General features: G+C 65.0%; 20 protein-coding genes. 7 read left to right on the top strand and 13 right to left on the bottom strand.

Going from position 1 to position 26,432, the window contains the following annotated elements; genetic code table 11:
• The first annotated feature begins 45 nt into the window (after positions 1-45).
• Genes HNP71_RS03325 through HNP71_RS03335 form a run of 3 tightly spaced genes read left to right on the top strand, consistent with a single transcriptional unit; the run spans position 46 to position 2,591 of the window.
• Positions 46-582, top strand: coding sequence for an outer membrane protein assembly factor BamE domain-containing protein (locus HNP71_RS03325; RefSeq protein ID WP_183265454.1), 537 nt, complete (start codon positions 46-48; stop codon positions 580-582).
• A gap of 3 nt (positions 583-585) precedes the next feature.
• Positions 586-2,169 carry a PhoX family protein gene (locus tag HNP71_RS03330; protein WP_183265455.1) on the top strand — a complete coding sequence of 528 codons (1,584 nt, stop codon included), beginning with the start codon at positions 586-588 and terminating at the stop codon, positions 2,167-2,169.
• Between the two features lie 59 nt (positions 2,170-2,228).
• Positions 2,229-2,591, top strand: a complete 363-nt coding sequence (locus tag HNP71_RS03335; protein ID WP_183265456.1) for a GNAT family N-acetyltransferase — start codon at positions 2,229-2,231, stop codon at positions 2,589-2,591.
• Here the strand turns inward: HNP71_RS03335 and HNP71_RS03340 are convergent.
• From HNP71_RS03340 to HNP71_RS03350, 3 genes are all read right to left on the bottom strand, one after another.
• Positions 2,588-3,832: an ammonium transporter gene (locus HNP71_RS03340; protein WP_183265457.1), complete on the bottom strand. Its 1,245-nt coding sequence runs from the start codon at positions 3,830-3,832 to the stop codon at positions 2,588-2,590. The two genes, HNP71_RS03335 and HNP71_RS03340, sit on opposite strands and share 4 nt — an antisense overlap.
• 102 nt (positions 3,833-3,934) lie before the next feature.
• Positions 3,935-5,323: an FAD-binding oxidoreductase gene (locus HNP71_RS03345; protein ID WP_183265458.1), complete on the bottom strand. Its 1,389-nt coding sequence runs from the start codon at positions 5,321-5,323 to the stop codon at positions 3,935-3,937.
• A gap of 16 nt (positions 5,324-5,339) precedes the next feature.
• Positions 5,340-6,089 carry an orotate phosphoribosyltransferase gene (locus HNP71_RS03350; RefSeq protein ID WP_183265459.1) on the bottom strand — a complete coding sequence of 250 codons (750 nt, stop codon included), beginning with the start codon at positions 6,087-6,089 and terminating at the stop codon, positions 5,340-5,342.
• A gap of 134 nt (positions 6,090-6,223) precedes the next feature.
• On the opposite strand from HNP71_RS03350, the gene HNP71_RS03355 reads away from it, so the two are divergent.
• On the top strand, positions 6,224-7,435 hold the full coding sequence (locus HNP71_RS03355) for an NADP-dependent isocitrate dehydrogenase (protein ID WP_183265460.1): 1,212 nt from the start codon (positions 6,224-6,226) through the stop codon (positions 7,433-7,435).
• 57 nt (positions 7,436-7,492) lie between these two features.
• Here HNP71_RS03355 and HNP71_RS03360 read toward each other — a convergent pair whose 3' ends face one another.
• Positions 7,493-8,968: an efflux transporter outer membrane subunit gene (locus HNP71_RS03360; RefSeq protein WP_343062195.1), complete on the bottom strand. Its 1,476-nt coding sequence runs from the start codon at positions 8,966-8,968 to the stop codon at positions 7,493-7,495.
• A 468-nt stretch (positions 8,969-9,436) separates the two neighbouring features.
• Between HNP71_RS03360 and HNP71_RS03365 the strand changes: the two genes are divergently transcribed.
• Positions 9,437-10,087 carry a hypothetical protein gene (locus HNP71_RS03365; RefSeq protein ID WP_183265461.1) on the top strand — a complete coding sequence of 217 codons (651 nt, stop codon included), beginning with the start codon at positions 9,437-9,439 and terminating at the stop codon, positions 10,085-10,087.
• 34 nt (positions 10,088-10,121) lie between these two features.
• On the opposite strand, the gene HNP71_RS03370 is transcribed toward HNP71_RS03365, so the two are convergent.
• A complete protein-coding gene (locus HNP71_RS03370; protein WP_183265462.1) occupies positions 10,122-10,583 on the bottom strand; it encodes an RrF2 family transcriptional regulator in 462 nt (153 codons plus the stop codon).
• Positions 10,584-10,705: 122 nt separating this feature from the next.
• Positions 10,706-12,283: an NAD(P)/FAD-dependent oxidoreductase gene (locus tag HNP71_RS03375; RefSeq protein WP_183265463.1), complete on the bottom strand. Its 1,578-nt coding sequence runs from the start codon at positions 12,281-12,283 to the stop codon at positions 10,706-10,708.
• 59 nt (positions 12,284-12,342) lie between these two features.
• On the opposite strand from HNP71_RS03375, the gene HNP71_RS03380 reads away from it, so the two are divergent.
• Complete coding sequence (locus tag HNP71_RS03380; protein WP_183265464.1) at positions 12,343-14,442, top strand: glycosyltransferase; 2,100 nt, start codon at positions 12,343-12,345, stop codon at positions 14,440-14,442.
• Here HNP71_RS03380 and HNP71_RS03385 read toward each other — a convergent pair.
• The 5 genes from HNP71_RS03385 to HNP71_RS03405 form a co-directional block, all read right to left on the bottom strand.
• Entirely contained in the window at positions 14,439-14,609 is a 171-nt protein-coding gene (locus HNP71_RS03385; protein WP_183265465.1) for a hypothetical protein, read from the bottom strand. The two genes, HNP71_RS03380 and HNP71_RS03385, sit on opposite strands and share 4 nt — an antisense overlap.
• A gap of 16 nt (positions 14,610-14,625) precedes the next feature.
• Entirely contained in the window at positions 14,626-17,952 is a 3,327-nt protein-coding gene (locus tag HNP71_RS03390) for a transglutaminase family protein (RefSeq protein ID WP_183265466.1), read from the bottom strand.
• Between the two features lie 465 nt (positions 17,953-18,417).
• Positions 18,418-19,641, bottom strand: coding sequence for a tyrosine--tRNA ligase (gene tyrS / locus HNP71_RS03395; protein ID WP_408840591.1), 1,224 nt, complete (start codon positions 19,639-19,641; stop codon positions 18,418-18,420).
• Between the two features lie 2 nt (positions 19,642-19,643).
• Positions 19,644-20,876, bottom strand: coding sequence for a glycosyltransferase 87 family protein (locus HNP71_RS03400; protein ID WP_183265468.1), 1,233 nt, complete (start codon positions 20,874-20,876; stop codon positions 19,644-19,646).
• The gene (locus HNP71_RS03405; RefSeq protein WP_183265469.1) at positions 20,873-22,069 is read right to left on the bottom strand and encodes a glycosyltransferase 87 family protein; all 1,197 of its coding nucleotides are present in this window, start codon (positions 22,067-22,069) and stop codon (positions 20,873-20,875) included. The genes HNP71_RS03400 and HNP71_RS03405 overlap by 4 nt, the downstream gene beginning before the upstream one ends.
• 44 nt (positions 22,070-22,113) lie before the next feature.
• Here HNP71_RS03405 and HNP71_RS03410 point away from each other — a divergent pair, with 44 nt between their 5' ends.
• On the top strand, positions 22,114-23,196 hold the full coding sequence (locus tag HNP71_RS03410) for an anhydro-N-acetylmuramic acid kinase (RefSeq protein WP_183265470.1): 1,083 nt from the start codon (positions 22,114-22,116) through the stop codon (positions 23,194-23,196).
• Here the strand turns inward: HNP71_RS03410 and HNP71_RS03415 are convergent.
• On the bottom strand, positions 23,178-24,935 hold the full coding sequence (locus HNP71_RS03415; protein ID WP_183265471.1) for a hypothetical protein: 1,758 nt from the start codon (positions 24,933-24,935) through the stop codon (positions 23,178-23,180). The genes HNP71_RS03410 and HNP71_RS03415 overlap by 19 nt on opposite strands.
• Positions 24,935-26,365, bottom strand: a complete 1,431-nt coding sequence (locus tag HNP71_RS03420; RefSeq protein WP_183265472.1) for an FMN-binding glutamate synthase family protein — start codon at positions 26,363-26,365, stop codon at positions 24,935-24,937. Before HNP71_RS03420 ends, HNP71_RS03415 begins: the two co-directional genes overlap by 1 nt.
• Positions 26,366-26,432: the final 67 nt, after the last annotated feature.

Consider the following 26,432-nt stretch of genomic DNA (forward strand, 5'->3'; position numbering starts at 1 on the left):
AGACCCAGCCGAGGAAGACCTTGTCGTGGAATTGAGGATCATCGCGTGCGCATTGCCAAGCTGACATTTCCGCTCCTGTCCTGCGCGCTGCTGTCCCTGTCTGGCTGCGCCATCTTTTCGGACGAGCCGCATTACCGCGGCGTGGCGGTCTCGGAGCACGACCTCAAGGAACTCACCCCCGGCCTCTCCCAGCAGGCGGACGTGCAGGCCGTGCTAGGCCCGCCGACCTTCGTGGAGCAGTTCAACCAGAACAGCTGGGATTACGTCTCGCAGGTGACGCGCATGCGCATCGGCCAGACCGAGGGCGTGCAGAAGCAGCATGTCGTGGTCGTGACCTTCGACAATAACGCCGTGCTCCAAAGCATCACCCAGAAAGACAAGGCGGATGCCGTGCATGTCGCGATGGATGGCAACCAAACCCCGGTGCCGGGTGGTCATGCTGGCTTCTTCCGCATGCTGGTCGGCGGCGTGGGCAGCTACAATCCGCTGGGCACGGCAAGCGATACCTCTGCCAACAGCGCCATGGGCGCGGCACCCGCCACCATCGGCGGGGCTAGCTCCAGCGGCAGCGGCGGCTTGTAGCCGATGCGCCGGCGGGATTTTCTTTCCGGCATCTCCCTTGCGGGGCTGGGCGCCGCCATGGCCCGAGCGCAAACCCCCCTTGCCCCCCTGTCCAAGCCGCCCAATCCGCAAGCGGCCAAGCTCGACGACACGGTGGGCGATGGCTTCAACCGCATCGTTATCGCCCGTTGGGGTGACGGCGTGCTGCCCGACGCGCCGCCCTTCAACCCCTATCCGCTGACCGGCGACCAAGCCGACAGTCAATTTCCCTATGATGGCGTGATCGCGGGTCTGGTCACCCCACCCCCGGCCGAGGACGGAATCCCGCGGAAGGTGCTGGTGGTGGCCACGCCGGACGTGCCAGCGCGCATGGTCTTCCCCGGAGGGGTGGATAACCCCAATGTCGCAGGGCGGGAGCAGGGCGTGACCGTCATCAATCTCCAATACATGGCCGGGCGCTGGGTTACCGTGGATGGCGGTTACCAGTCCCGCCGCATTGCCGATGGCACGCTGTGCCAGATGACCGGCCCCGCCGCTGCCCCGCTGGGCGGCACGGTGCAGGGCGTGCTGGCGCCGCGTGCGGGCTGCGTTACCCCCTGGGCCAGTGTGCTGCTGGGCGAGAGCGTCGGCGATGTGTGGCTGCCGCGTCTCGCCGGAGTTGGCTATGGTTACGCCGACCCTGCCCAGGGCCCGCGTTTCGGCTGGGCTGTGGAGTTCAACCCGCTCGACCCGCAGAACATCCCACTCAAGCGCACGGCACTCGGCCGCATCTCCCGCGCCGGGCTGGCCGCTACCCAGGCCAAGGATGGTCGCCCGGTGGTGTTCTTTACCCAGGACGACCCAGCCGGATTCCTGTTCCGCTTCATCGCCGCCACCAACGCCACCGACGGCACGGCCCTCGACTCCGGCACGCTCTTTGTGGCGCGGATCCAGGGCAGCGCCATCCAGTGGCTGGAGCTTGGCGCCGACGTCGCCACCCTCGTAGGCTTGGCCGGTGCCGCCGCCCAGGCCGGCGCTTCCCCGTTCGATTCGCCTAGTGGCCTAGCCCTCACGCCAGACGGCGTTACCCTGTTCCTTGCTTGCCGGGGCAATGCCGCACGCCCCCAGCCCGACGGGCTGAACCCCCGCGTTGGCGACGATAACGGCCATGTCATCAGCTTCGCCATTCCCGGTGGCGATGTGACGGCGAACTCCTTCACCGGCAGCCTCGTGCTGGTGGCGGGCAATCCGGCCAGCGCCAAGGGCACACAATATGGCCCCGGTAGCCAAGCTTGGCTGCGCCAGCCCCGCACGCTGGACCTGGACACCCAGAACCAGCTCTGGATCGGCACCGACCAGGGCGGCGATACCCGCCAGACGGCGGACGGGCTGTTCACCATGCAGCTTGGCGGCGGCGCGCCTTACGCCATCAACTTCGCCTATCTGGCCCCCAAGGGCGCGGCCATCGGCGGTGCGGCATTCGATGCCGCGACCCGCACTAGCTTCGGCATGGTCCGCCACCCCGGCGCCACGCCCACGGCCAGCTTCAACTACCCGGCCACGCGCTGGCCGACGCTGCAGCATAACATGCCGCCGCAGAGCACGGTGATCGGCCTCGTCCAGCAGTGACGGAGTTCCGTCCCTGCGCTTTCGGCAGTGCGGATTTTGAGGCCTGTCTCGCCGTCCGCATGGAAGTCTTCGTCGCCGAGCAGAACGTGCCGGAGGACGAAGAGCGCGATGCGCTGGATGAAACCGCCCTGCACATACTTGCTCTGGTAAACGGCCAGCCCGCCGGTACGGCGCGGGCGGTGGCCAAGGCGCCGGGGGTTATCAAGATCGGCCGTGTCGCGGTACGTGCGGCGCATCGGGGCACGGGGCTGGGCGCGCAGCTGATGCGGGCTGTGGAGGGTGCCCATCCTGGCGCCGCCTGCATGCTGGACGCGCAGCTCCAGGCCATGAATTTCTACGCCAAGTTCGGCTATGTGGCGGAAGGCCCGGTGTTCGACGATGCGGGAATCCCGCATCGCCGTATGGTGAAACAGCCGGCTTAAAACACCTGCTCGCCGTGCAGGGAGATATCCAGCCCTTCGCGCTCTTCCTCGCGGGTCACGCGCAGGCCTACGAGAAGATCGGTGACCTTGAGTAGAACCCAGCTGGCGGCGGCGCAGTAGATAATGGTGACGGCCACACCGATAGCCTGGACACCAAGCAGATGCCAGCCCCCCATTGCCGCCCCGCCCGAGAGCGGGCCGAAAGCGAACCAGCCCGTGGCCAGTGTCCCGATAATGCCCGCGATTCCATGCACGCCAAAGGCATCCAAGCTGTCGTCATAGCCCAATTTGCGCTTCATGGTGGTGGCGGTGAAGAAGCAGATGAAGCCGGTGAGCAGCCCGATGAGCAGCGCCGGCCCAGGCAGCACGAACCCGGCGGCGGGCGTAATGCCGACCAACCCGCCCACGGCACCCGAGATCGCGCCCAGCACTGAGGGCTTGCCATGGGTGTACCACTCCACCGCGCTCCAGGAGAGCGTGGCCCCGGCGGCGGCGATCTGCGTGGCCAGCACGGCCATGCCAGCGCGGCCATTCGCGCCCATGGCGCCACCGGAGTTGAAGCCCATCCAGCCGATCCAGAGCAGCGAGGCGCCGATGACGGCGTAGCTCAGATTCCACGGCGCCATGTTCTCCTGCCCGTAACCCAGCCGCTTGCCGAGCATGATGGCGCAAACCAACCCGGTGATGCCGCAATTGATCTCGACCACCGTGCCGCCCGCGAAATCGGCGATGCCCATCTGCGCCAGCCAGCCGGTGGGCGACCACACCCAATGGGCCAGCGGGTCGTAAACCACGAAGGACCAGAGCGTGAAGAACACCAGCAGGGCGGAGAACTTCATGCGGTCGGCGCAGCTGCCGGTCACCACCGCGGGGGTGATGATGGCGAAGCTCATCTGGAACATCAGGTACACGGATTCGGGGATCGTGGTTTGCTGGGCGAATTTGGTGCCCGCCGCGATGGTGTATGCCTGATCCCAGCCATTCCAGATGCCGTTGAGGAACAGCCGCGAGGTATCGCCAATAAAGACGTTGCCCGCCGTGCAAGCCAGCGAGTACCCAGCCACCACCCAAAGCACCGTGGCCAGGGCGCAGAGCATGAAGGATTGCATCATGGTCGCCAGGATGTTCTTTTTGCGGACCATACCGGCATAAAACAGGGCGAGGCCCGGAACGGTCATCAGCAGGACCAGAACCGTGCACATCAACACCCAGGCGGTATCGCCTGGATCCACATGCTGCATATGATTATTCCCTTTCCGGGATATGTGTGACTGCCGTTGTTTCTCCCCCGGAAGGGGAAGCTTGCAGGCGTGCTAGGGCAGCGGGACACGCTGCGTCAAGGCTCAGGCGCCGGGGATGGTCTTGCCCGGATTGAGCAGGTTGGCGGGGTCGAGCGCGTGCTTGATGGACCGCATCAGGTCCAGTGCCACGGAGGATTTATGCGCCTCCATGCCCGCAAGGCGGAACTGGCCGATGCCGTGCTCGGCCGAGAAGCTGCCCCCCAGGGAAACAGCCAGCGCCTCAATATCCACCGTGATCGCCTCCTTGCGCGGGGCGAGGTCCGCCATGGTCTGGCCCACGGGTGGGCGGATGTTGATGTGCAGATTGCCGTCCCCCACATGGCCGAAAATATTGGGTCGGCAATCGGGGTATTTTTGCGCCACCAGCGCATGCACCGCCGCGACCATTTCCGGGGTCTTGCCCAGCGGCACGGAGATATCGTGCTTCACCGCGCCCCCCTCGGCGCGTTCGCCTTCCGATATCGCCTCGCGCGTGGCGATGAAATGCAGCCGCTCGCGCTCGGACTGGGCGATGACGGCATCCGTGGCGACACCCTGTTCCAGTGCCTGGGTCAGCACGGCTTCCAGAGTCGCACTGGGGGCATGGGCCGAGTCGGGGGTGGAGATTTCCAGCAGCAGATAGCTCGGCGCTACGAAGGGTAGCGCCCCGCCCGCCACATGGGCGGCACCCAGGGCCAGCGCGTCCTCTTCCATGTACTCGCACAAGGTAAGGCCGGAACCGGCGGCGGCGCGGGCGGCCTGGAACAGGCGAAGCGCGGCCTCGGGCGAGGCTACGCCCACCAGTGTGCTGGCCCGTGCGGCAATGGCCGGATACAGCCTCAGGCAGGCGGCGGTGATGATGCCGAGCGTGCCCTCGGCGCCGACGAAAAGCTGCTTCAGATCGTAGCCGGTATTGTCCTTGGGCAAAGCGGTCAGCCCGTCCCAGATGCGGCCGTCGGCCAGCACCACCTCCAACCCCAGCACCTGGGCGCGCATGGAGCCGTAGGAGAGCACCTGCATCCCGCCCGCATTGGTCGAGATTAGCCCGCCAATGCGCGCCGAACCTTCCGCCCCGAGGCTGACGGGAAAGAACCGTCCAGCTTCGGCGGCGGCGTTTTGCAACTCCACCAGCGTTAGCCCCGCCTCGGCGACGATGGTATTCGCCACGGTGTCGATCTCGCGTACGCGGTTCATGTGGTTGAGGCAGAGGATGAGTTGCTCCGGCCCGGCGATGGGCACGGCCCCGGCCACCAGCCCGGTATTGCCGCCCTGGGGCACGATGGCCACGCCATGCTCAGCGCAAAGTCTTACAATATCAGAAACTTGTGCCGCAGTCTTCGGCAAGGCGACGGCGCAGGCGGGGTTGCTTACCAGCCCGCGCCAGTCGCTCTCATAGGGAGCGCGGTCATCCGGGGCGGTGAGCAATCCCCCCTGCCCCAGGACCGCGCTCAAGCCCTCGATCAGGCTGTTACTTCTTGGCCTTGGCAAGCTTGTGCGCCAGGGCTTCCTCGGCCGTGGCCACGCCGCCATGCTCGGCTGACCACGCCATCGGGTTCTCCAGGAATTTGCGCACGCCAGCCAGCGCGGCATCGGAGAAATACGCGTGAGACTTGGCGGCTTCCAGCACATCCCACCAGGTGCACAGATGGTGCAGCGAGATGTCCATGCTCTTCAGCGTCTCGAAGCTGCCGGGGAACACGCCGTAATAGAACACCACGAAGGTGTGGTTGCAGATCGCCCCGGCCTCGCGCAGCGCCTTGGCGAACTGGATCTTGGAGCCGCCATCGGTGGTCAGGTCCTCGACCAGCAGCGTGTTCAGCCCTTCCGGCACATCGCCCTCGATGAGCGCGTTACGGCCAAAGCCCTTGGGCTGCTTGCGGACATAGGCCATGGGGGCCGACATGCGCTCGGCGATCCAGGCGGCGAAGGGAATGCCCGCCGTCTCGCCACCGGCCACGGCCTGGATGGTCTCGTAGCCCACATGGCGGGAGATCTTCTCCACCGCGAGGTCGCAGATCTTGGCGCGGGCGCGGGGGAAATAGATGATCTTGCGGCAGTCGATATAAACCGGGGATTTCCAGCCGGAGGTGAGCGTGTACGGCTCCTCGGGACGGAAATTCACCGCCTTGATCTCCAGCAACAGCTTTGCCGTGGTCAGCGCGGCGTCGCGGTCCCAGTCGGTCGCCCAGTCGATTTTGGCGGCAATCCGGCCACTCATGTCATCACTCCGAAATTTAAAACCGGCCTCTCTCCTATACGCCCCGTGGCATCGCGTCCATGCGGGCGGCAGGGTTGTATAGCGCGGCGGTGGTGTTATTGGAGTTGCGCGATTGCACTGAGAGAGACCTGAATATGGCAAAAATCAAAGTAAAAAACCCGGTCGTGGAGATGGACGGCGACGAGATGACCCGGATTATCTGGGGCTTCATCAAGGAAAAGCTGATCCTCCCGTACCTCGATATTGATCTTAAGTATTTTGACCTCGGCATCGAGAACCGCGACGCCACCAACGACCAGGTGACCCTGGATTCGGCCCTGGCGACCAAGCAGTACGGCGTGGCCGTCAAGTGCGCCACCATCACCCCGGACGAAGCCCGCGTGGTGGAATTCAACCTGAAGAAGATGTGGAAGAGCCCCAACGGCACCATCCGCAACGTGCTGGACGGCACGATCTTCCGCGAGCCGATCATCTGCAAGAACGTGCCCCGCCTGGTGCCGCATTGGAGCCAGCCGATCGTTATCGGCCGTCACGCTTACGGCGACATCTACCGCGCCACCGAGCGCAAGATCCCCGGCCCGGGCAAGGTGAGCCTGGTCTACACGCCGGAAGGCGGCGAGCCGGAAGTGATGGAAATCCATGACTTCAAGGGCCCTGGCGTGGCCATGGGCATGCACAACACCGTCGCCTCCATCGAGGGCTTCGCCCGTGCGAGCTTCAATTACGGCCTGTCCCGTAACTTCCCTGTGTATCTCTCCACCAAGAACACCATCCTGAAGGCCTATGACGGCACCTTCAAGGACACGTTCCAGGCGATCTTCGACGCCGAGTTCAAGGAGAAGTTCGACGCTGCCGGGCTGACCTATGAGCACCGCCTGATCGACGACATGGTGGCCTGCGCCCTGAAGTGGAGCGGCGGCTATGTGTGGGCCTGCAAGAACTACGATGGCGACGTGCAGTCCGACATCGTGGCGCAGGGTTTCGGCTCGCTGGGCCTGATGACCTCCGTGCTGCTGAGCCCGGATGGCTCCGTGGTTGAGTCCGAGGCCGCCCATGGCACCGTGACCCGCCATTACCGCGAGCACCAGAAGGGCCGCACCACCTCCACCAACCCGATCGCCAGCATCTTCGCCTGGACCCGCGGCCTGATCTATCGCGGCCGCTTCGACGGTACGCCGGATGTGGTGGCCTTCGCCGAGACGCTGGAAAAGGTCTGCGTGGAGACGGTCGAGTCCGGCTTCATGACCAAGGATCTTGCCCTGCTGATCTCCAAGGATGCGCCCTGGATGAACACCCAGGACTTCCTGGACAAGATCGACGCCAACCTGAAGGCGGCGATGAAGTAAAAAAGAAGGCCGGCGGAACACTCCGCCGGCCTTTTTCACATCCGCCGTTTTCGGCGTTCAGCTTTTCTTGCTGGTGTCTGGGTACTGCCCTTCCCAGCCGCCGCCCAGCGCCTGGTAGAGCGTCACCAGATCCGTGCCCAGCCGCGCGGTGGACTGTGCCTGGCTCACCTGCGCTGCCAACAGCGCCTGCTGCGCGTTCAGCACGAAGAGGTAATCGGTCAACCCCTGGGTGTACTGGTCTTCGGCCAGATTGAGCGCGATTTGCGCCTGCTTCACGTCTTCGTTCAGCTCATCCAGCGTGGCGTGTTCCTGCTCGTAATTGGTTAGCGCCGTGTTCACCTGGGTGAAGGCCACCAGCACCGTCTTGGCGAAGCCCACGGCGGCCTCGCGCTCCTGCGCCTTGCGCAAGGCGAGCTGGCCCTTGAGGCGCCCGCCCTCGAACAGCGGCAGGCTGATATTCGGGCCGAACCCGTAGGTCAGCGCCTTCCACTCGCCCAGATCCTTGAACTGCATCGCCTGGAGCGAGGCGGCGCCCGAGAGGGTGACATCGGGGAAGAACTGCGCCTTGGCCACGCCGATCTCGGCGGTGGCGGCGTGCAGGTTCTGCACGGCCTCGCGCACGTCTGGCCGGCGCTCCAGCAGGCTGGAGGGCAGCCCCACCGGCACCACGGGCGGGGTGAGCGGGATCGGCTGGGTGGTCACCAGCTCGGCTGGCAGGCCATCGGGCGTCTGCCCCAGCAGCAGCCCAATCTGCCCGATCAACGCGTCGCGCTGGGCGATCAGCGTCGGGATCTGGGCCGCGATGGAGGCTTGGGCCGCCTTGGCGTCGGCGACGTCGAGATCCGTGGTCAGCCCGGCCTGCTGGCGCTCCACCGTCAGGCTCACGAGCTTATTGGCGGTATCAAGGTTCTTTTGGGTGATGCCGAGCACAGCCTCGGTCTCGCGCAGCTGGATATAGTTGCTGGCCACCTGCGCCTGGACATTCAGCAACGCGCCGCGGCGGGCTTCTTCCGAGGCGCGGGCCTGCGCGATGGCGGTCTCCACCGCACGGCGGTTCATGCCGAAAAGGTCGAGGTCGTACTGCGCCTGCAACCCGTACTGGTAGAGATCATAGGGCTGAATGACCTGCGGAAAGTTTGTACTGAACAAGCCCATGGGGCTGTATTTGCTCACCTTGTTGCGCGAGTAGGAGGCGGCGCCGTTCAAACTCGGGTACAGCGTCGCTCCCTGGATCTTCGCCTGGGACTCGGCCTCCAGCAGACGTTCGTCGGCGATCTTCAGATCCAGGTTCTGGTTGACCGCGCTGGCTTCCAGCTGCGTCAGGGTAGGATCGTCGAAGCTCTTCCACCATTGCGGGTCCACCGCATCCCCCGAGACATAGGGGTGATCCGCGTACGGTCCCTCATGGGTATAAGCCCCTGGGACCGACGCGTGCGGCGCCTGGAAGTTGGGCCCGACCATGCAGCCGGACAGGGCCAGCGACAAGCTAACAGTGCCCAGTAATTGCAGGCGGCGCGAGGCGGCGGAAGACACTTAGCGAAACTCCGTTTTATGGCCATTTCAGCGTGGCGTGCATGCATAGCACGCCCACCCAAGCCTTAAAGAGGTTAATCCTGAGCCTCCCAAAAACGTCAAGGCCGTTGCCCGAATGTCTCCCAACGCGTTGGGGCGGGCCATTTCATTTTGCGGCTACGGGGTGGGTTTTGAACATGCCTCATGTTGCGGCAGAGTGTGGCAAGTCTCCCGCCGGCAGGAATATATGCTACTTTAACGGGAAATTTGTGCGACACCCGGCGCAACGCCGCGGATACGCCGCAAGCCACAGGCGCATAATTGGTATTCACTATTATCAGTGACTTATAGTTAGACTTGTAGATCCATACTTACGCTCAGTCAGACAAAAATAATTTTAACAAAGCGGAAATATCATTTGCATCCGATTCGGTTTTGATCTGTATTCCCGTTAAGGTTGTATGTTTGAGCTAAAATAAGGGATTTTGCATGGCTGCGCCGACGACTATGGATGCGCTCGTCCGTCATAAACTCCGGTCCTGGCCGCAACACCCGCCCGGCCTTGCCGATCATGAGATGGGCGCGCGCGGCTCTTGGATGCGCGCCCGGCCCGGCACGGTGGATGATTACGATCACCCCTATCTCAAGCTTCCTGGCAGTAACCGGTTGCGCACGATTCCCGATGGGTTGTGGCTGTGCTTCGGCGGCACGGAGCGGGACCCATATGTCGATCTCTTCGCCATAGAGGCCTGCGGCGGGTTCCAGAATCTGCTCGACAAGCGCTCGCGTTTCGCACCCTCGATGCATTCGCTGCTCGCTGTCTGTCCTCTGGAATGGCTGAATCAGCCCGTCTCGCTCACCAACGGCATGCTGCGCTGGCGCTACACCGGGCTGCTGCGCGACGAGCCGCGCGGCCCGCTGGTGCTGCCGGTGCGCGATATTCGGGTGATGTACGCACTGCGCCCGCGCCATTACGAGCATTTCGCCTCGACGCAGATCCCCCACGCGCATGAGTTCTTCGCGCCGATTAGCGCGCTGATCAGCCCCGAGGGCTGGCAGCACCCGACGCTGCGGGCTTTTATCGCCCGCACCTCGCCACGTGCTAATTTTTGGGAATTCGCTGGCGCCTCGGCTGCCTGAGGCGAAAGGCAAGTAAACCGCTAGGGCGGGAATATCACTCCGCCGCCGAAGAGGCGGCGGCAAGCGTTGCCGCCACGGCTTTGCCCTCAGCCACGGCCTTGGCCAGCGAGGTGCCGTCCAGCTCGTTGGCGATGGCATCGCGCACACGGCGCATCACGCGGCGGATTTCGCAGGCCTGCTCGTCCTTGCACTCGTCGCAGCGGCGGTAATAATTCACGCTCACACAGGCGAGCGGCGCCAACGCACCGTCCATGATCCGCACCACCTGGCCGAAGGTGATGAGATCGGCGGGCTTGGCCAGGGCGTATCCGCCGCCGCGCCCGCGCCGGGAGCGCACGATGCCGTTGCGGTTCAGCTCCAAGAGGATCGCCTCCAGGAATTTCTTCGGCAAATTCTCACGCTCGGCAATCTCGCTCACCAGCAGCAGATTGTCGCTGTTCTCCTTGGCCAGCACCATCAGAGCCTGCAAGGCGTATTTACATTTTTGCGACAACATATTCCTGCTCCTTAACCCAGCCAGCTTATCATCATTTATCTACAACACGGTTTCCCGATAGGAAATACTTACCGTTTTGTGATGATATGGAATTTCTCTATGGAATTTCTAGAGAAAATACTTCAAACCGGTCCAGAAATATTCAGTCCCACCGCCTCGGCAACCTTGATGCCGTCCACCCCGGCGGAGAGAATGCCCCCCGCATAGCCAGCCCCCTCGCCCGCCGGATACAGCCCGCGCACGTTGAGGGAGCAGAAATCCTTGCCACGGGTGATGCGCAGGGGCGACGAGGTACGGGTTTCCACGCCGGTCAGCACGGCGTCCGGGCGGTCGAAGCCCTGGATCTGGCGGCCAAAGGCGGGCAGCGCCTCGCGGATGGCGGCGATGGCGTAATCGGGCAGCGTCGGGGCAAGGTCGGTGAGATGCACGCCCGGCTTGTAGCTCGGCAGCACATCGCCAAAGTCGTGCGAAGCGCGCCCGGCGATGAAATCCCCCACCAGCTGGCCCGGCGCCTTGTAGGCGCCACCGCCCGCGACGAAAGCCGCACTCTCCCAACGGCGCTGGAATTCCACACCGGCCAGCACGCCGCCTGGATAATCCTCGGGGTTGATGCCGACCACGATGCCCGCATTGGCGTTGCGCTCGGCGCGGGAATATTGGCTCATACCGTTGGTCACGACCCGCTCCGGTTCCGAGGTGGCGGCCACCACCGTGCCGCCAGGGCACATGCAGAACGAGTACACCGCGCGGCCATTCTTGGCATGGTGAACCAGCTTGTAATCCGCCGCGCCGAGAATCGGGTGCCCGGCGAAGGGGCCGAAGCGGTGGCGGTCGATCATCGACTGCGGATGCTCGATGCGGAAGCCTACCGAGAAGGGCTTGGCCTCCATGAACACGCCGCGCTCATGCAGCTTGGCGAATGTGTCCCGCGCCGAGTGGCCGATGGCCAGCACCACATGTTCGGTCTCGATATACTCGCCCGAGGCCAGCATCACGCCGCGCATCTGGCCGTCCGCAATGTCGAAATCGACCACCTTCTCACCGAAGCGGTATTCGCCGCCCAGGGCCTCGATTTTGGCGCGGATGGATTCGACCATGCTTACCAGCCGGAACGTGCCAATATGCGGCTTGGCCACGTAGAGAATCTCCTCCGGCGCGCCCGCGGCCACGAACTCGGTCAGTACCTTGCGACCGAGATGGCGAGGATCCTTGATTTGCGAATAGAGCTTGCCGTCCGAGAACGTCCCCGCTCCGCCCTCGCCGAACTGCACGTTCGACTCCGGGTTCAACTCGCCGCGCCGCCACAGGCCCCAGGTGTCCTTGGTGCGTTCACGCACTAGCTTGCCGCGTTCCAGGATGATCGGGCAGAAGCCCATTTCGGCCAGGATCAGCGCCGCGAAAATGCCACACGGCCCGGTGCCGATCACCACCGGGCGCCTGACCGGTTTCCGCTTCGCGCGCGTGACGAATTTGTAGCTGACATCCGGGCTAGGCTCGCCGGTGGTCACGTCCAAAGCCAGTTCGGCGTCTATGGTGTAAACCAGCTTGATGTCGCTCTTACGCCGGGCATCCCAGGCGCGGCGGAACACGTTGTAGGAGAGCAGGGCCGATTCCGGCACGCCGAACCCGGCGGCGATGGCGGCGCGCAGCTCGGCCTCGGTGTGGTTGAGCGGCAGGCGGAGTTCTGTCAGGCGGCGCATTGGGTGAGACTCAGGAAATCCATTATGCAGGCTCTACAACCGGAGAGCCGCCAAAGCCAATGTCCCTTGTCGTTGATCTGCGCTGCCTACAGGATGTGAATTACCGCAAGCGCGGCATTGGCCAGCATGCGCTGAGCCTGCTGCGCCAAGCCCCGGGGCCAGTCACGGGGATCATCGACCCGGCCATGCCACCACTGCCCGGCGACATGTCGGCGCTGGTCGCGGAGCTTTCGCCCCACGCCTATATCTCTGGCGCAAAACTGTTCCTCAACCCCTGCCCCTTCGGCCCCAACCAAGCCGCTCTGGCCCGGCTGCTCACCGCCCCCGGCGTAACCAAAGCGGCCTGTGTGTATGATTTCATTCCCTTCGACGACCAAGCCACCTATCTGGCCGATGATGCCGCCCGGCTGGATTATTTCACCGCCCTGGCTTGGCTGAAGCGCTATGATGTGCTGTTGCCCATCTCCGCCCCCACCGAGGCCCGGCAGCGCGAGTTGTTCGGCATGCGCCCCTCGGTGGTGACAGGCGTGGCCCTGCCCGGCTGGATTTACGACATCGCCCCGCAGAAACCACGGCATATCCTGACAATCAGCGGCAACGACCCACGCAAGAACCCCGAGCAACTCGCGGCGGCCCATGCGGCGAGCCCCGTGCTGCGGCGGCTCCCCCTGGTCATCACCGGCTGGTTGGCCCCCGAACGCGCGGCCCGGCTGCGTTCGATCTCGGGGGTGGAACTGCCCGGCGCGGTGAGCGACGAGGCGATGCGCAGCCTCTATGCCCAGGCTTACGCGGTAGTTACGCCCTCGCGGGCCGAGGGGTTTTCGCTGCCGGTCATGGAGGCTTGCGCTGCGGGCGTGCCATCCATTGCTTCGGACATCCCGGCGCACCGGGCGCTGCTGCCAATCGAGTTCCTGTTCCCGCTGGACGATCCGGCGGCGCTGGCGCACCGGCTGGAGGACGTGCTGGCCCGGCGCGAGGCCGTGGTGCAAGCGCAATCCGGGCTGTGGCGGGAATTCTCCGAAGAGCAAGTGGCGGCAAAAGTGTTTGCCGCGCTGCTGCCCAAGCCTGCTTTGGCGCGGGGGGCAAAGCCGCGCATAGCCATGCTCACGCCCATGTCACCCGAAAAAACCGGCATCGCCGCATATTCCGCCGCCTGTGCGGCGGAGCTGGGCAAGCTGGCGCGGCTGGACGTGTTCGCGGGGAATGCCGTCAGCACCCTGCCCTATGCCAATGGCAAATACGATGCCGTGCTCAGCGTGATCGGCAATTCGCCGTTGCATGAGCGGATTTACGACAACTCATTGCGCTGGGGCAGTGCGGCTTTATGCCATGATGCCCGGCTGATGGGCCTGCTCCACCCGCGCGCCGCCGCCCTGGCCAGCGCCGAGTTGGGCCGTGTGGTGACGGAGCGGGAGATCGCAGCCTGGGCCGCCGATGAAAGCCAGCGCGCCGCCTGCTTTCTAGGCGAGTTGGCGGCGGCGCGGCCACTGATCTTCCACGAGCGGCATAGCGTGGCGCTGGTGCGGGAGCGTTTCGGCGTGGCAGCGCGCTATCTCCGCTTTGCCATGCAGCGGCAGTTTCCGCCCATGGACAAGCAAGCCGCCCGCGCGGCGCTGGGTATCCCGATGGCGCAGAAACTCGTCGTCAGCTTCGGCTTCGTCACGCGCGGCAAGGGTATTCCGGCGGCGCTGGCGGCATTGGCGCTGCTCAAGGGGCGTGTGGATATAAAACTGGTTTTTGCCGGGGAAGACGCTTCGCAGACCGAAAACTTCCGAGCCCTGGCGAGAGAGTTGGGTATTGCCGATGCCGTCCAGTTCGGCACCGGTTTTCTGCCCGAGGCGCTGTACCGGCTCTGGCTTGCCGCCGCCGATGCTGGGCTGCAACTGCGTGAGGGCTTGCCAGGTAATATCTCCGCCGCCTTGCAGGATTGTATCGGCGCCGGGCTGCCAAGCGTGGCATCGGCAGATCTCGCCGAAAACCTCTCAGCTCCCGCCTATATAAAACGCGTTTCGGACAAGCCTGACCCGCGGGAGATAGCCTCGGCGCTGGAGGATGTGCTTACGGCACCTCCCGAGACCGAGGAAGCCCGCCTCGCCTATTGCGCCGCGCACTCCATGGCGGTGTACGCGGCGGAACTACTGGAACTGCTGTTACCCTAAGCTTCCTCCTTCGCCAGCGCGATGGTGAGCAGTGCCGCTTCGAGCTGCTGGTCGCGCTGGGAGAGCTGGGCGCGAAGTTCGGCCAGCTCTCCCGACATTTTCGCCAGCTCTGCCAGCACCTCGGCCATCATCAGCCGACGCACACGGCGGAACAGCTGCTTAAGCATGTTACTGATTGGCGCGCTATGCACGACGCAGATCCAGCGTGCGCGGATATTCCGGCCCGGCCACGGGCTGCGGCTCGGGGTACGGCCCCGGCGTGTGGCCGAACGGGTAGAAGCGCGAACGGCGGCGGGCCTCGGCGGCGTTCGAGTTCACGGGGAAATCCTCGTAAGACCGCCCGCCCGGATGCGCCACATGATGCGTCATGCCGCCCAGGCTGCGCCCGGTCCATTTGTCGTACACATCGAACACCAGCGGCACCTGCGCGCCGATGGTGGGGTGCAGCGCCGAGTAAGGCTGCCACGCCTTGAAGCGCACGCCCGCCACGTAGCGGCCTTGCGTCTCGGTGCGCTGCATCGGCATGGCGGCGCCGTTGCAGGCCAGCACGTAGCGCTCGTCCACCCAGCCATCCACCTTCACCTGCAGGCGCTCGGCGGAGCTGTCCACGTAACGGGCGGTGCCGCCGGAGGTTTGCTCCTCGCCCAGCACGTGCCAGGGTTCCAGTGCGTGACGCAACTCCAACTGAATGTCCCGCACTGCGACCTCGCCCAGCTTGGGGAAACGGAATTCGAGATGCGGGGCGAACCATTCGGCATCGAGCGGGAAGCCGTAAGCCGCCAGTTCCTCCAGCGCGCCCTTGAAGTCAGCCTCGTTGTAATGGGGTAGCAGAAATTCGTCGTGCAGACGGGTACCCCAGCGCACCAGAGAACGCTCATACGGGCGCTCCCAGAACGCCGCGACAGCCGAACGCATCAGCAGCATCTGCGCGGCGGACATCTCGGCATGGGGCGGCATCTCGAAGGCGCGGAACTCAACCAACCCGCGCCGGCCCGAGCCGCCATTGGGGGCGTACATCTTGTCGATGCAGAATTCCGTGCGGTGGCCGTTGCCGGTCATGTCGCACAGGATGTTGCGGAACAGCCGGTCCACCAGCCAGGGCGGGGTTTGGTTCTGGCGGCCCACCTGCTGGAAGGCGATCTCCAGCTCGTTCACCGCATCGTCGCGCGCTTCGTCGATACGCGGGTGCTGCGAGGACGGGCCGATGAACAGGCCGGAGAACAGGAAGCTGAGCGAGGGATGGTTGTGCCAGAAGCCGAGCATGGACTTCAGCAGATCCGGGCGGCGCAGGAAGGCGCTGTCCGCCGGGGTGGGGCCGCCCATGACCACATGGTTGCCGCCGCCGGTGCCAACATGCCGTCCGTCCATCATGAACTTTTCGGCCGCCAGCCCGACCTCGCGGGCCGTCTCGTAAAGCTGGGTGGTGCGTTCCACCATCTCGCCCCAGCTTCCCGCCGGGTGGATGTTCACCTCGATCACGCCCGGGTCCGGGGTGACGGAGAAATTGATCACGCGCGGATCCTCGGGCGGCAGGTAGCCTTCCAGCACCACCTTGCGGCCGAATTCCTGGGCGGTCTCCTCCACGGCGGCGGTCAGCTCCAGCCAGTCCACCACGTCGTAGAGCGGCGGGTAGAAGACGTGGATGATGCCATCGCGCGCTTCCACCGCTAAGGCGGTGCGCACGATGCCCGGTTCCTCGCGCCCCACCACCGGGGCCTCCTGTGGCACGGGGCGGAAGCCCTCGATAGTTGAACCGCCGTAACCCTCGCGGGTCATCTGCATGGAATCACGCCGGGGCAGTTTCTCGCGCGGGGCGAAGGGGTCGGTCTCGTAATCGGCCTCGATATGCGAGGGATCGGCCCAGGGCAGGCTTTCCAGCGGCAGACGCAGGCCGATGGGGCTGTCGCCGGGGATGAGGAACATCGTGTCGTCGCGGAAGAACCACTTGCCGGACTGCCAGTGGCGGGCGCCATCCATGATCACGCGGCGTAGCGGCAGCACGGAGCCCACGGAAGACGCCAGCCCCTGCCCGAATACCTTGGCCAGACGGGCGCGCTCCAGCGGGTCGCGTAGCTTGGAATCCTCGGCGAGGACATTCGCCGGCAGGCGCTTCTCCTTCCAGAGGTAATAATGGATGTCCTCATAGGCCTTGTTGACGAGGCCGGGGTCAACCTGCAGCCGCTCGGCCAGAGCCTGGGCGAAGGTCTCGGTATCCGCCGCATTGGCGTTGTCGGTATCGTCGTCCGAGGCCAGCAGCTCCGGGTTCTTCCACACCGGCTCGCCATCGGCCCGCCAATGGGCGTGGATGGCCCAGCGCGGCAGTTGCTCACCCGGGTAATGCTTGCCCATGTTGTAGGTAAGCGCCGCCCCCTTGCTCCAAAGCGGGGCGAGCTTGCGGATCAGCCGTCCGGCATAGGCGCGCTTGGTGGGGCCCAGTGCGTCGATATTCCATTCCGCGCCTTCATGGTCGGTGGCGGAGACGAAAGTCGGCTCGCCGCCCATGGTCAGGCGCACATCGCCCTTGAGCAGCGTGCGGTCCACGGCGGCGCCGCGGGCCAGAATGTCCTGCCACTGCTTCGGGGTGTAGGGCTTGGTCACGCGCGGGGTCTCGGAGACGCGCTTAACCTCCATATGGAATTCAAACTCGGTCTCGGTGCCATCCTCGGCGACAAAGCCGCCGGAGATAGGGGCAGCCGATTGCGGGGATGGCGTGGCGGCAAGCGGGATATGCCCCTCGCCCGCGAACAGGCCGGAGGTGGCATCCAGCCCCACCCAGCCAGCGCCGGGCAGATACACCTCGGCCCAGGCGTGAAGATCGGTAAAGTCAGCCTCTGGCCCGGCCGCGCCGCCATCCACGGGCTTCACGTCGGCGGTGAGCTGGATGAGGTAGCCCGAGACGAACCGCGCCGCGAGGCCCAGATGCCGCAGCAGGTTCACCATCAGCCAAGCAGAGTCGCGGCACGACCCCTTGCCCAGGCCCAGCGTTTCCTCGGGCGAGTACACGCCCGGCTCCATGCGCACCACGTAGCTGATGCGCTCATGCAGAACGCGGTTGACCTCCACCAGCATATCGACGGTCCGTGGGTCCTTGCCGTCGAATGCTTCGCGCATCTCGGCGATGAGCGCGGTAAGCAGCGAACCGGGGGCGTTGAGCACACGGAACGGGGCGAGTTCCTCGGCCAGAACCTCGTCATACGGGAACGGGTAAGTCTCGGCCTGCTCCTCCAGGAAGAAGTCGAACGGGTTGATCGTCGCCATGTCGGCAACCACGTCCACCACCACATCAAAGCTCGTCACCCGCTCGGGGAAGACCACGCGCGCCAGGAAATTACCCTGCGGGTCCTGCTGCCAGTTGAGGAAGTGCGGCTTGGGCGAAACCTGCAAGGAGTAAGAGATGATGGGGGTGCGGGCGTAAGGAGCGGGACGGAGACGGATCGTCTGTGGGCCCAGGGTCACTGGACGGTCGTATTTGTACGAGGTGCGATGCGTGATGGCGGCGTGGATCGACATGCAGGCTCCTTACTTTCCGATTGCCACGTCAACACGCATATGAGGTTTTTGCAACGCAATGCTGCGGCTTTGCCAATGGTTTTTGCAGGCTGTGCCTCGGAAGATTTTACAGTGCCACAATGATGGCTATAGTTTAGGCAACACTCCTTCCGTTTTGGCTGCTGTTTGCCCTTTTTGGCTCCAACCGTTTGTGAGCACACTTCTCGAATGTCGTGTTTTCGCCGCTGATGCACGCTATCTGCAATTCGCCTGGCATGCGGCGGCAGAGCCTGACCGCTGCTTCGACCTGCGTTGCTGGTGCATGGCATGGCCGCCCCGCAAGCCTTAGCGGAACTGCTGGCAGATTTGCCCTGGCCGGGGCTGATACCCGCCGGCTTGTGGGGGCGCTGGTAGGAGTCACCTGCGCCTTTTCACCACGCTGCGTGGATCTCGCCCCGGAGGCGATCCGGGCTTGGCGGGCGGCTTTTAGCCGAGCTTGATCAGCACATGGTGCTTTTTGCCGGCCGAGAGCTTCTGCTCCGGCTTAGGCGCGATCATCTGCGCCTCGTCGGCAACCACCACGTCGTCCAACCGGCCGCCACCGCCGCGGATCAACCGGCGCGCCTCGCCATTGGTGGCGGCTAGCCCGGCCTTCACAAACAGCGCGAAGGCGGGGATGCCCTCGCCGAACTCGGCGGCGGGGATGGTGATGCTCGGCAGCCCGTCCGCCGCCACCCCCTGCTCGAACAGCTTGCGCGCGGCCTCGGCGGCTTCCTCGGCAGCGGCGCGGCCATGGGCCAGAGCTGTTGCCTCGGTGGCCAGGATGATCTTGGCCTGATTGATCTCGGCCCCGCCGAGCTGCTCCAGCCGGGCGATCTCGTCCAGCGGCAGATCGGTGAACAGCTTGAGGAAGCGGCCAATATCGGCGTCTTCGGTGTTGCGCCAGAACTGCCAGTAATTATAGGGGCTCAGCTTCTCGGCCGAGAGCCACACCGCGCCCGAGGCGGACTTGCCCATCTTGGCGCCAGAGGCCGTGGTGATGAGCGGCGTGGTGAGGCCGTACACGCTCTTCTGCTCGGTGCGGCGCACCAGCTCGATGCCGGAGACGATGTTACCCCACTGGTCCGAACCGCCGAACTGCACCACCACGTTCTCACGGCGCAGCAACTCGCGGAAATCATAGGATTGCAGGATGGAGTAGTTGAACTCCAGGAAGGTCAGCCCCTGCTCGCGCTCCAGCCGTTGCTTCACGGAATCGAAGGACAGCATGCGGTTGACGGAGAAATGCACGCCGACATCGCGCAGCAGGGCGATGTAGGAGAGCTTGTCCAGCCAATCGGCATTGTTGACCAGCACCGCGCCCTTCGAGAAATCGATGAAGGCTTCGAGGTTCTTGCGGATGCCGATGAGGTTCTCGCCGATCTTCTCCTCGGTGAGCAGTTGGCGGGCTTCCTCGCGGAAGCTCGGATCGCCGATGCGCGTGGTGCCGCCGCCCAGCAAGGCCACCGGCTTGTGCCCATGCTTCTGGAACAGGCGCAGCAGCATGATGGGGATCATGTGCCCGACATGCAGGCTGTCGGCCGTCAGGTCGAACCCGGCATAGCCCGCGATGGCCCCGGCGGCGCAGGCGGCGTCCAGCGCCTCCTCGTCGGTGCATTGAAACACAAAGCCGCGGGCCTTCGCCTCGGCCAGAAATTCGCTTTTCGCCATCATCACGCTCCTGTGGGCCGGGGCGGTAGCACAGCCTCACGGCTGCGCAAAGCCACGTCCTCCCACACCCGCCAAACCGCCAGCGTCACCACAAGCGGCGTGAACAGCACGCCGGTGAGAGCCGAGACGGTGGGGCAGAACACCGGCCAGAGCCAAAACGCGACCTCACGCAGCCCGATCCGCCAGCCCCGGCGCTCGGCCAGCGCCGCCAACAGGGCGGAGGCGGCGACCATGTCGTCGGTATAGCCATAGGGCGTGGCCAGCAGCGAGAGCAGCGCGGTAAACGCGGCCTTGTCCAGCACTTCCATCTTTCCCTTGGCCCAGAGCCAGACAGCGCCCGCCATGACCAGCCCCGCGGCGGTCAATTGCACAGCCCCCGCCAGCCCGACGCTCGCATGCAGGCTGCGCAGCATCCAGAAGATGGAAACGCCGCTGGCCTGGGCGGTACGCGGCGCGAATGTGGCGGTGAGCAGCGTGGCGCTCCCGGCCCGCCCATGGCCCAGATACGCTTGCCAGACCGGCCAACCGAACAGCGCCAGAGTGAGTAGTACCAGCAACGCACAGATGACGGCAAACCCTGCCATGCCCCGCCAACTGCGCAAGCCCAGCAAGGCGGCGGGAACCAGAATGCCCGTCTGTGGCTTGCAGGTGAGCAGCCCCAGCAGCCCGCCCGCGACGAGCGGCCGGTCGGGGGCCCGCAGCAGCCCGGCTACGAGCAACGCGCCGCCAGCAACTCCCAGCTGCCCGAGCATGGTGTTCCACAGCGCGGCGGGGCTGAGCAGGGCCAGCACGATCACCAGCCAGGACAGCCCGCCCCAGCGCAGAACCGCCACGGCCAGGGCGATAAGCCCCAAGGTCCAGGCGAAGAATGCACTTTCGAAGGGCAAGTGCGAGATCAAGGCTGCGGGCAGTAAGAACGGTGGCGGGTATGGAAAATGCTCGGCATAACCACCAGGCAACGGAAATAAAGCGCCAGGGCGCAGGGGAGAGAGGAACTGATGCAGCACCTCTGCCGGCAAGCGCACCGTTAAACCTGCGCGCCAAAAATCCGAGAAATCACATTCCGGGCGGCCGCAGGGCTGGTCGTTGCCTATCGGCAGCGCGCTGGTGAGATAGCCCAGACGCGGCAACATGAAATGGAGAAAGATCGCGATCCAAAGCCCCCAAAAGGTGAGCAGCCCCCCATAAGTGCCCAGTCCCCGCGCCAGCCGCGCATATTCCCTCAACCGTGTCACGCCGGCTCCTTCCAGCCTGCTTCCCACAGCGTGCGGCCCAACGCCAGCGCCACGATGATGGGCGTAAACAGCACGCCAGTCGCCATGGAGACTGGCTGGCAGATGGCGGGCCACATCCAGAACAGCGCATCGAGCATGCCGATCTGCCAGCCCCGCCGCTCGGCCAAAGCCGCCAGCACAATGGAGAAGCCAACCATATCGTCGGTATAACCATAGGGTGTGGCAAGCAGGGTCAAAATCACGGTGAGCGCCACGCGGTCTAGCGGTGCAAAGCCGGGAGAGCGCCAGAGCCACGCCGTGGCGGCAAAGGCAAGCAGCAGAATGGTTGCCTGTACCGCGTAAGCCAGCCCAAGCCCAGCCCCCAGACTGCGCAGCAGCCAGAACACTGAGACTCCACTGCCCTCAGCCACCCCCGGCGCAAAGGGAGCGTTCAGCAGCGAGATGCCGCCATGCGCCCCGGCGTGCAGGTAATCGTGCCAGACCGGCCAGCCGAAACAGAGCAACACAGCGAGTGACAGGGTGGCGCAGCAGAGCAAGAAGCCTTGCCCAGCACGCCAATTCCGCCCGCCCACGAGCACGGCCGGAACCAGCAGACCGAACTGCGGCTTGCATGAGAGAAGCCCCAATAGCGCGCCGCCTGCCAACGGCCTGCCCGGCGCCAACATCCCAGCCACCAGCAGCGCACCGCCGATTAGCCCCATTTGCCCCAACTCGATATTCCACAGCGCCGCCGGGCTGAGCAGCGCCGCCGTTATCACCGGCCAGGACAGCTTGGCCCAGCGCAGCGCCAAGGCTGCGGCGGCGATCCAGGCGGCGGTCCAGACAAAAAACGCAGGCTCGAAGGGCAGATGCGAGATCAGCCCTGCCGGCAGCAGCATCGTCGGTGGGTAGGGAAAACCCTCGTGATATCCGCCAGGCAGGGGAAATTGCACGCCAGGGTGTACCGAAGGATGCGGGAAACTCCCCCCAGGCAGACGTGCCGTCAGCCCCGCGCGCCAGAAATCGGAGAAATCGCATTCGGGCTTTAAGCAGGGCGGGTCATTGCCTATGAGCAAATCGGTGGTGAGATACCGCAAGCGCGGCAGCATCTTGCCCAAAAACACTTGGAACCACAGCGCCCAGAGGCACAAAAGCACTCCCCAGGCCGCCATCCGCCATGCCAGCCTGCCATATTCGTATAAGCGCGTCTGCACCAGCGGCCTTCTCTCTTTTGTAAGCAAACGCTAACACAAATTACATGCACACCAAACCGTTACGCGCCATTGGCCTCATGTCCGGCACCTCTCTCGACGGCGTGGACGCCGCCTGGATCGAGACCGACGGTGAACGCATCGCGCATTTTGGTCCCACGGTGATGCTGCGCTACGAGGACGATTTGAGCGCCGATTTGCGCCGTCTGTTGGATCTTGCTCCTACCCTTTCGCCGGACGATCCGTTCCCGAAGCAGGTGGAGGAACGCCTTACTCGTGACCACGCCATCGCGGTAAGCATGGTCGGACGCTCGGCCGATGTCATCGGCTTTCACGGCCAGACGATTCTGCACGCCCCCGAGGCGCACCGCACTTGGCAGATCGGCGATGCCGCACTGCTCGCGCACATTGCGCGCATCCCCGTGGCGTATGACTTCCGCAGCGCCGATGTCGCGGCTGGGGGCCAGGGCGCGCCCTTTGCGCCGCTGTTCCATGCGGCTTTGGCGCACGATCTGCCCAAGCCGCTGCTGGTGGTGAATATCGGCGGGGTAGCCAACATCACTTGGCTGGGGCCGAATGGCGAGATCGTCGCCTGCGATACCGGCCCCGGCAACGGCCCGCTGGACGATCTGGCGCAGAAACATCTCGGCCAGCCCTACGACAAGGACGGCGCGCTCGCCGCCTCGGGCCGGGTGGATGAAAGCCGCCTCGCCACACTGCTGGCGCATCCGTATTTCGCCAAACCCGCGCCCAAATCGCTGGACCGGCTGACGTTCTCGGGGCTGATCGCCTTGGCCATCGAGGGCCTGAACCCGCCGGACGCCGCCGCCACGCTGGCCGCGTTCTCTGCCACCGCCATTGCCCGCGCCCCCGTGCCTGCCCCGCCTTTGCGCGTGCTGGTGGGTGGTGGGGGACGGCATAACAAGCATCTGATGCGCCTGCTGGCCCAGCTATTGCCGGTGCCAGTGCAGCCGGTGGAAGCTGCTGGCTGGGACGGCGATGCGTTGGAGGCGCAATGCTTCGCCTATTTAGCGGTGCGTTCCCTGCGGGGCTTGCCGCTGTCTTTGCCCTCTACCACAGGCGTGCCCGCGCCTATGCCGGGCGGACGACTTCAGCGGGTAATCTTGTAAAGCGTCCACCCCTCCGCATTCCGCCCGGCGGCGCTGAGCCAGGGCGGCGGCGTGCCGGCTTCCAGCGTATCCCATAGCGTGGCCTTGGGCAGATCAGCCACCAGCAGATACCGTGCCGGGCTGGGGCAGAATAGCACATAAGCCGCTCCCGTGGCGGTGACCTCCGGTGGTACGGCGATGCCAGGCACAGCGCGCCAAGCGGCGCGGTCGCGCATGTAACCGGCGATTCCGTGGTGGAACAGGGACCCCACCGTCTGCACATGGGTGCGGTAGAGAAGCTCGGGCGCGGCCTCGGGCCCTGCCAGCACCACATCCCCGGCGGCCTGGGCCAGCAACGGGGCAATGTTATGCAGCTTGCAACTTGGGTAGTTCCGCACTGGCGTTGCGGCGGTTTGCTTGGGGGAAGCGTTGGCGATCGCCGCCAACTCCGGCACGCCGAACACCAGCGCCAGCAGCCCAACCCGCGCCAAGCTGGCAAACAGCGGCTTCTCAGCCAGCCCGACGCTCGCCTGACTCAGTGCCACTGGCAGCATCGCCGCGGCGAAAATCGTGGAGAAGCCGACGAAGAGCAGGAACTTGGCGCCCAGTACCAGCGCCACCGCGCCGCACAGGGCCAGATACAGCCAGATCACGCGGCCATCGCCTCGCGGCTTCAGCATCTCCGGCGTCAGCAATGCCCGCACCCGATCATGCCGGCGCAGCCCGCGCCACAGCGCATAGGCCAGGGCGGCGGCACCAGGAAACAGGAACATCACCGCATCGCGCCCGTGCACCGGCATCTGCTCGGTGATGACGCCAAAGAACGCCTGCGCCTGATTGGGTGGCAGAATCCCGTAAGGCCCCAGCACCACGCCGGGGAATATCGCGACCCACACGCCAAACAACGCCGCCAGTACCACGAACCCGGCCACGCCGCGCCAGCGCCGGTTTGGCAACCTCGTCAGCATCGAAGCGCCCGCCAGGAACAGGAGCCCCATCGCGGCATAGACGCAAGAGAGACGGTCAACCTCAGGCGCAAAATACCCGCCCGCCGGAGGGTCGATGAACAGTCCCACCATCAGCACGTCGAAGCACCCGGCAGCGGTGGTGAATAGCACGGTGGCGTTGGGCGTGGTGAACCAGCGCAGCAGCAGGCTGGCATAGGCCATCAGCACGAAGGGCATGGTCTCGGGCGTGAGCCAGATGGCGAAGCCACCGCTCAGGCCGGCGAGGAACCCGGCCCAGCTATTGTCCCGCCATGCCCGCGCGGTGAAACCAGCGGTGAGCGCGATCATCGCCAGCAGCAGCACATGGTAATGCACCACGCCCGGTACCGCGATGGTCACGATTCCCGGCAGCACGGCGGCGGCCAGGGCGGCGCTCCACAAATACCGCCGCAGCGCGAAGGGTTCCACCGCCCAGGCCAGCACCGCGCCGAGAAAGCCCACGCCCAGCGGCCCCAGCGCCAGCCCGGCGGCGAACAGCGCCTTATGCCAGCCGATGAACGGCGTCAGCGGCGCGGCCATCAGCCAGAGCAGCATATCCAGCAGACGGGACCATTCCACCATCACCCCCGCGCCGGACTGGTCCCCCGCCACGCTGGTGAGCAGATGCCCGGCCCGGATCCCCTGTTCGATGCGCAGAAGACGCATATAGGAATCCGGGTCCTGCAGATTGCCCGCAAGCACGGAAGGCCACGCCCCCATGCCGAGCAATATGTTCAGCCCGGCCGCCAGCAGGAATAGCGGAAGCAGATACATCAGCCCGCTTGCGCGCGGAAACCGGCCACGCCGCGCTCGATCTCGGTGACATGCCGGGGCGCGAAATGGCTGGCATCGGTGAGGCCGCAGGAATGCGCGATGATCTCAACCTCGTCACGCACCTTTTGGGCGTAGCGGGCCACGCGCACGGCCTTGTCCGCCGGGTCGAGCCCCTTGATCAACCGCTCATCGACAGCAGTGACACCCGTGGGGCAATGGCCGGTACCGCATTTCATCGCCTGGATGCAGCCCAGCGAGAACATGAAGCCGCGCGCAGATGAGATGAAATCCGCTCCCATGCACAACGCCCAGGCCACCTTGTCCGGCGTGATGAGTTTGCCTGAAGCGATGATGCGGATGCGGCTATCCAGCCCGTATTCGTGCCGCAGCCCAGCCACATAGGGCAGCGCCTCGGTAATCGGCAGGCCTACATAATCGGCCAGGGGCTCGGGTGCCGCGCCAGTGCCGCCCTCGCCACCGTCGATCTGGACATAATCCGGGCAATGCGCCGGGTTATTGGCACAGTAGGCGAACCATTCATCGACGAAGCCGGGATCGCCCATCACGAACTTCACCCCCACCGGCTTGCCGGTGACGGTGCGCACATGCTCGATGAAGACGCCCAGCTCGCGGATATTGCCGATATCGGTATGGCGGTTGGGGGAGATGCTGTCCTTGCCCTCGGGGATACCACGGATCTTGGCGATCTCTGGCGTCACCTTATGCGCGGGCAGGATGCCGCCCTTGCCGGGCTTCGCGCCCTGGGCCAGCTTCACCTCGAACATCCGCACCTGCGGATAGGCCGCGATCTCGCGCAGCCGGTCATCGGAGAGATTTCCGTGCTCGTCGCGCACGCCGTATTTCGCGGTGCCGATCTGCATGATCAGATCTCCCCCGCCATCGAGGTGGAATTGAGAGAGCCCGCCCTCGCCCGTGCTCATCCACACGCCCGCCATCTTCGCCCCGCGCGAGAGCGATGTCACAGCCGCGCGGCTGAGCGCGCCGTAGGACATGCCCGAGATGTTGAAGAAGCTCTTGGCCATGTATGGCTCGCGGCTTGCGCCGGGGCCTTCCGTGATACCGATCTGCTTGCCGGGATAGGGCCTCTTGTCCTCATCGAGGATGGGAAAGGCGGCGTTGCGGAAGATGAAGCTCGGCACGTTCTCGGAGCCGAAGCTGATGAGGTTGGATAGCCCCTTGGCCGAACGGTATACCCAGCTGCGCTCCAGCCGGTTGAACGGGCGTTCCGCCCAGTCCGGCAGATATTGGTACTGGCGCATGTACTCGCCCCATGTCTCGGCGAAGTAGCGGACATGGCCGATGACCGGGTAATTGCGCAGAATGGTGTGCTTGGTCTGGCGGATGTCGTGAAGATAAACCGCCGCCACGCCAAGCCCGAGCAGCACGATGATAAATTCCAAACCCAGCATGTGGCTCCCCCATTTTCTGGCGGCGCCTGTTTAGCTGTTCCTCCCTTGGTGAGCCACCCGCACAGGG

This window comes from Acidocella aromatica, assembly GCF_014201825.1.
Taxonomy (GTDB): Bacteria; Pseudomonadota; Alphaproteobacteria; order Acetobacterales; family Acetobacteraceae; genus Acidocella; species Acidocella aromatica.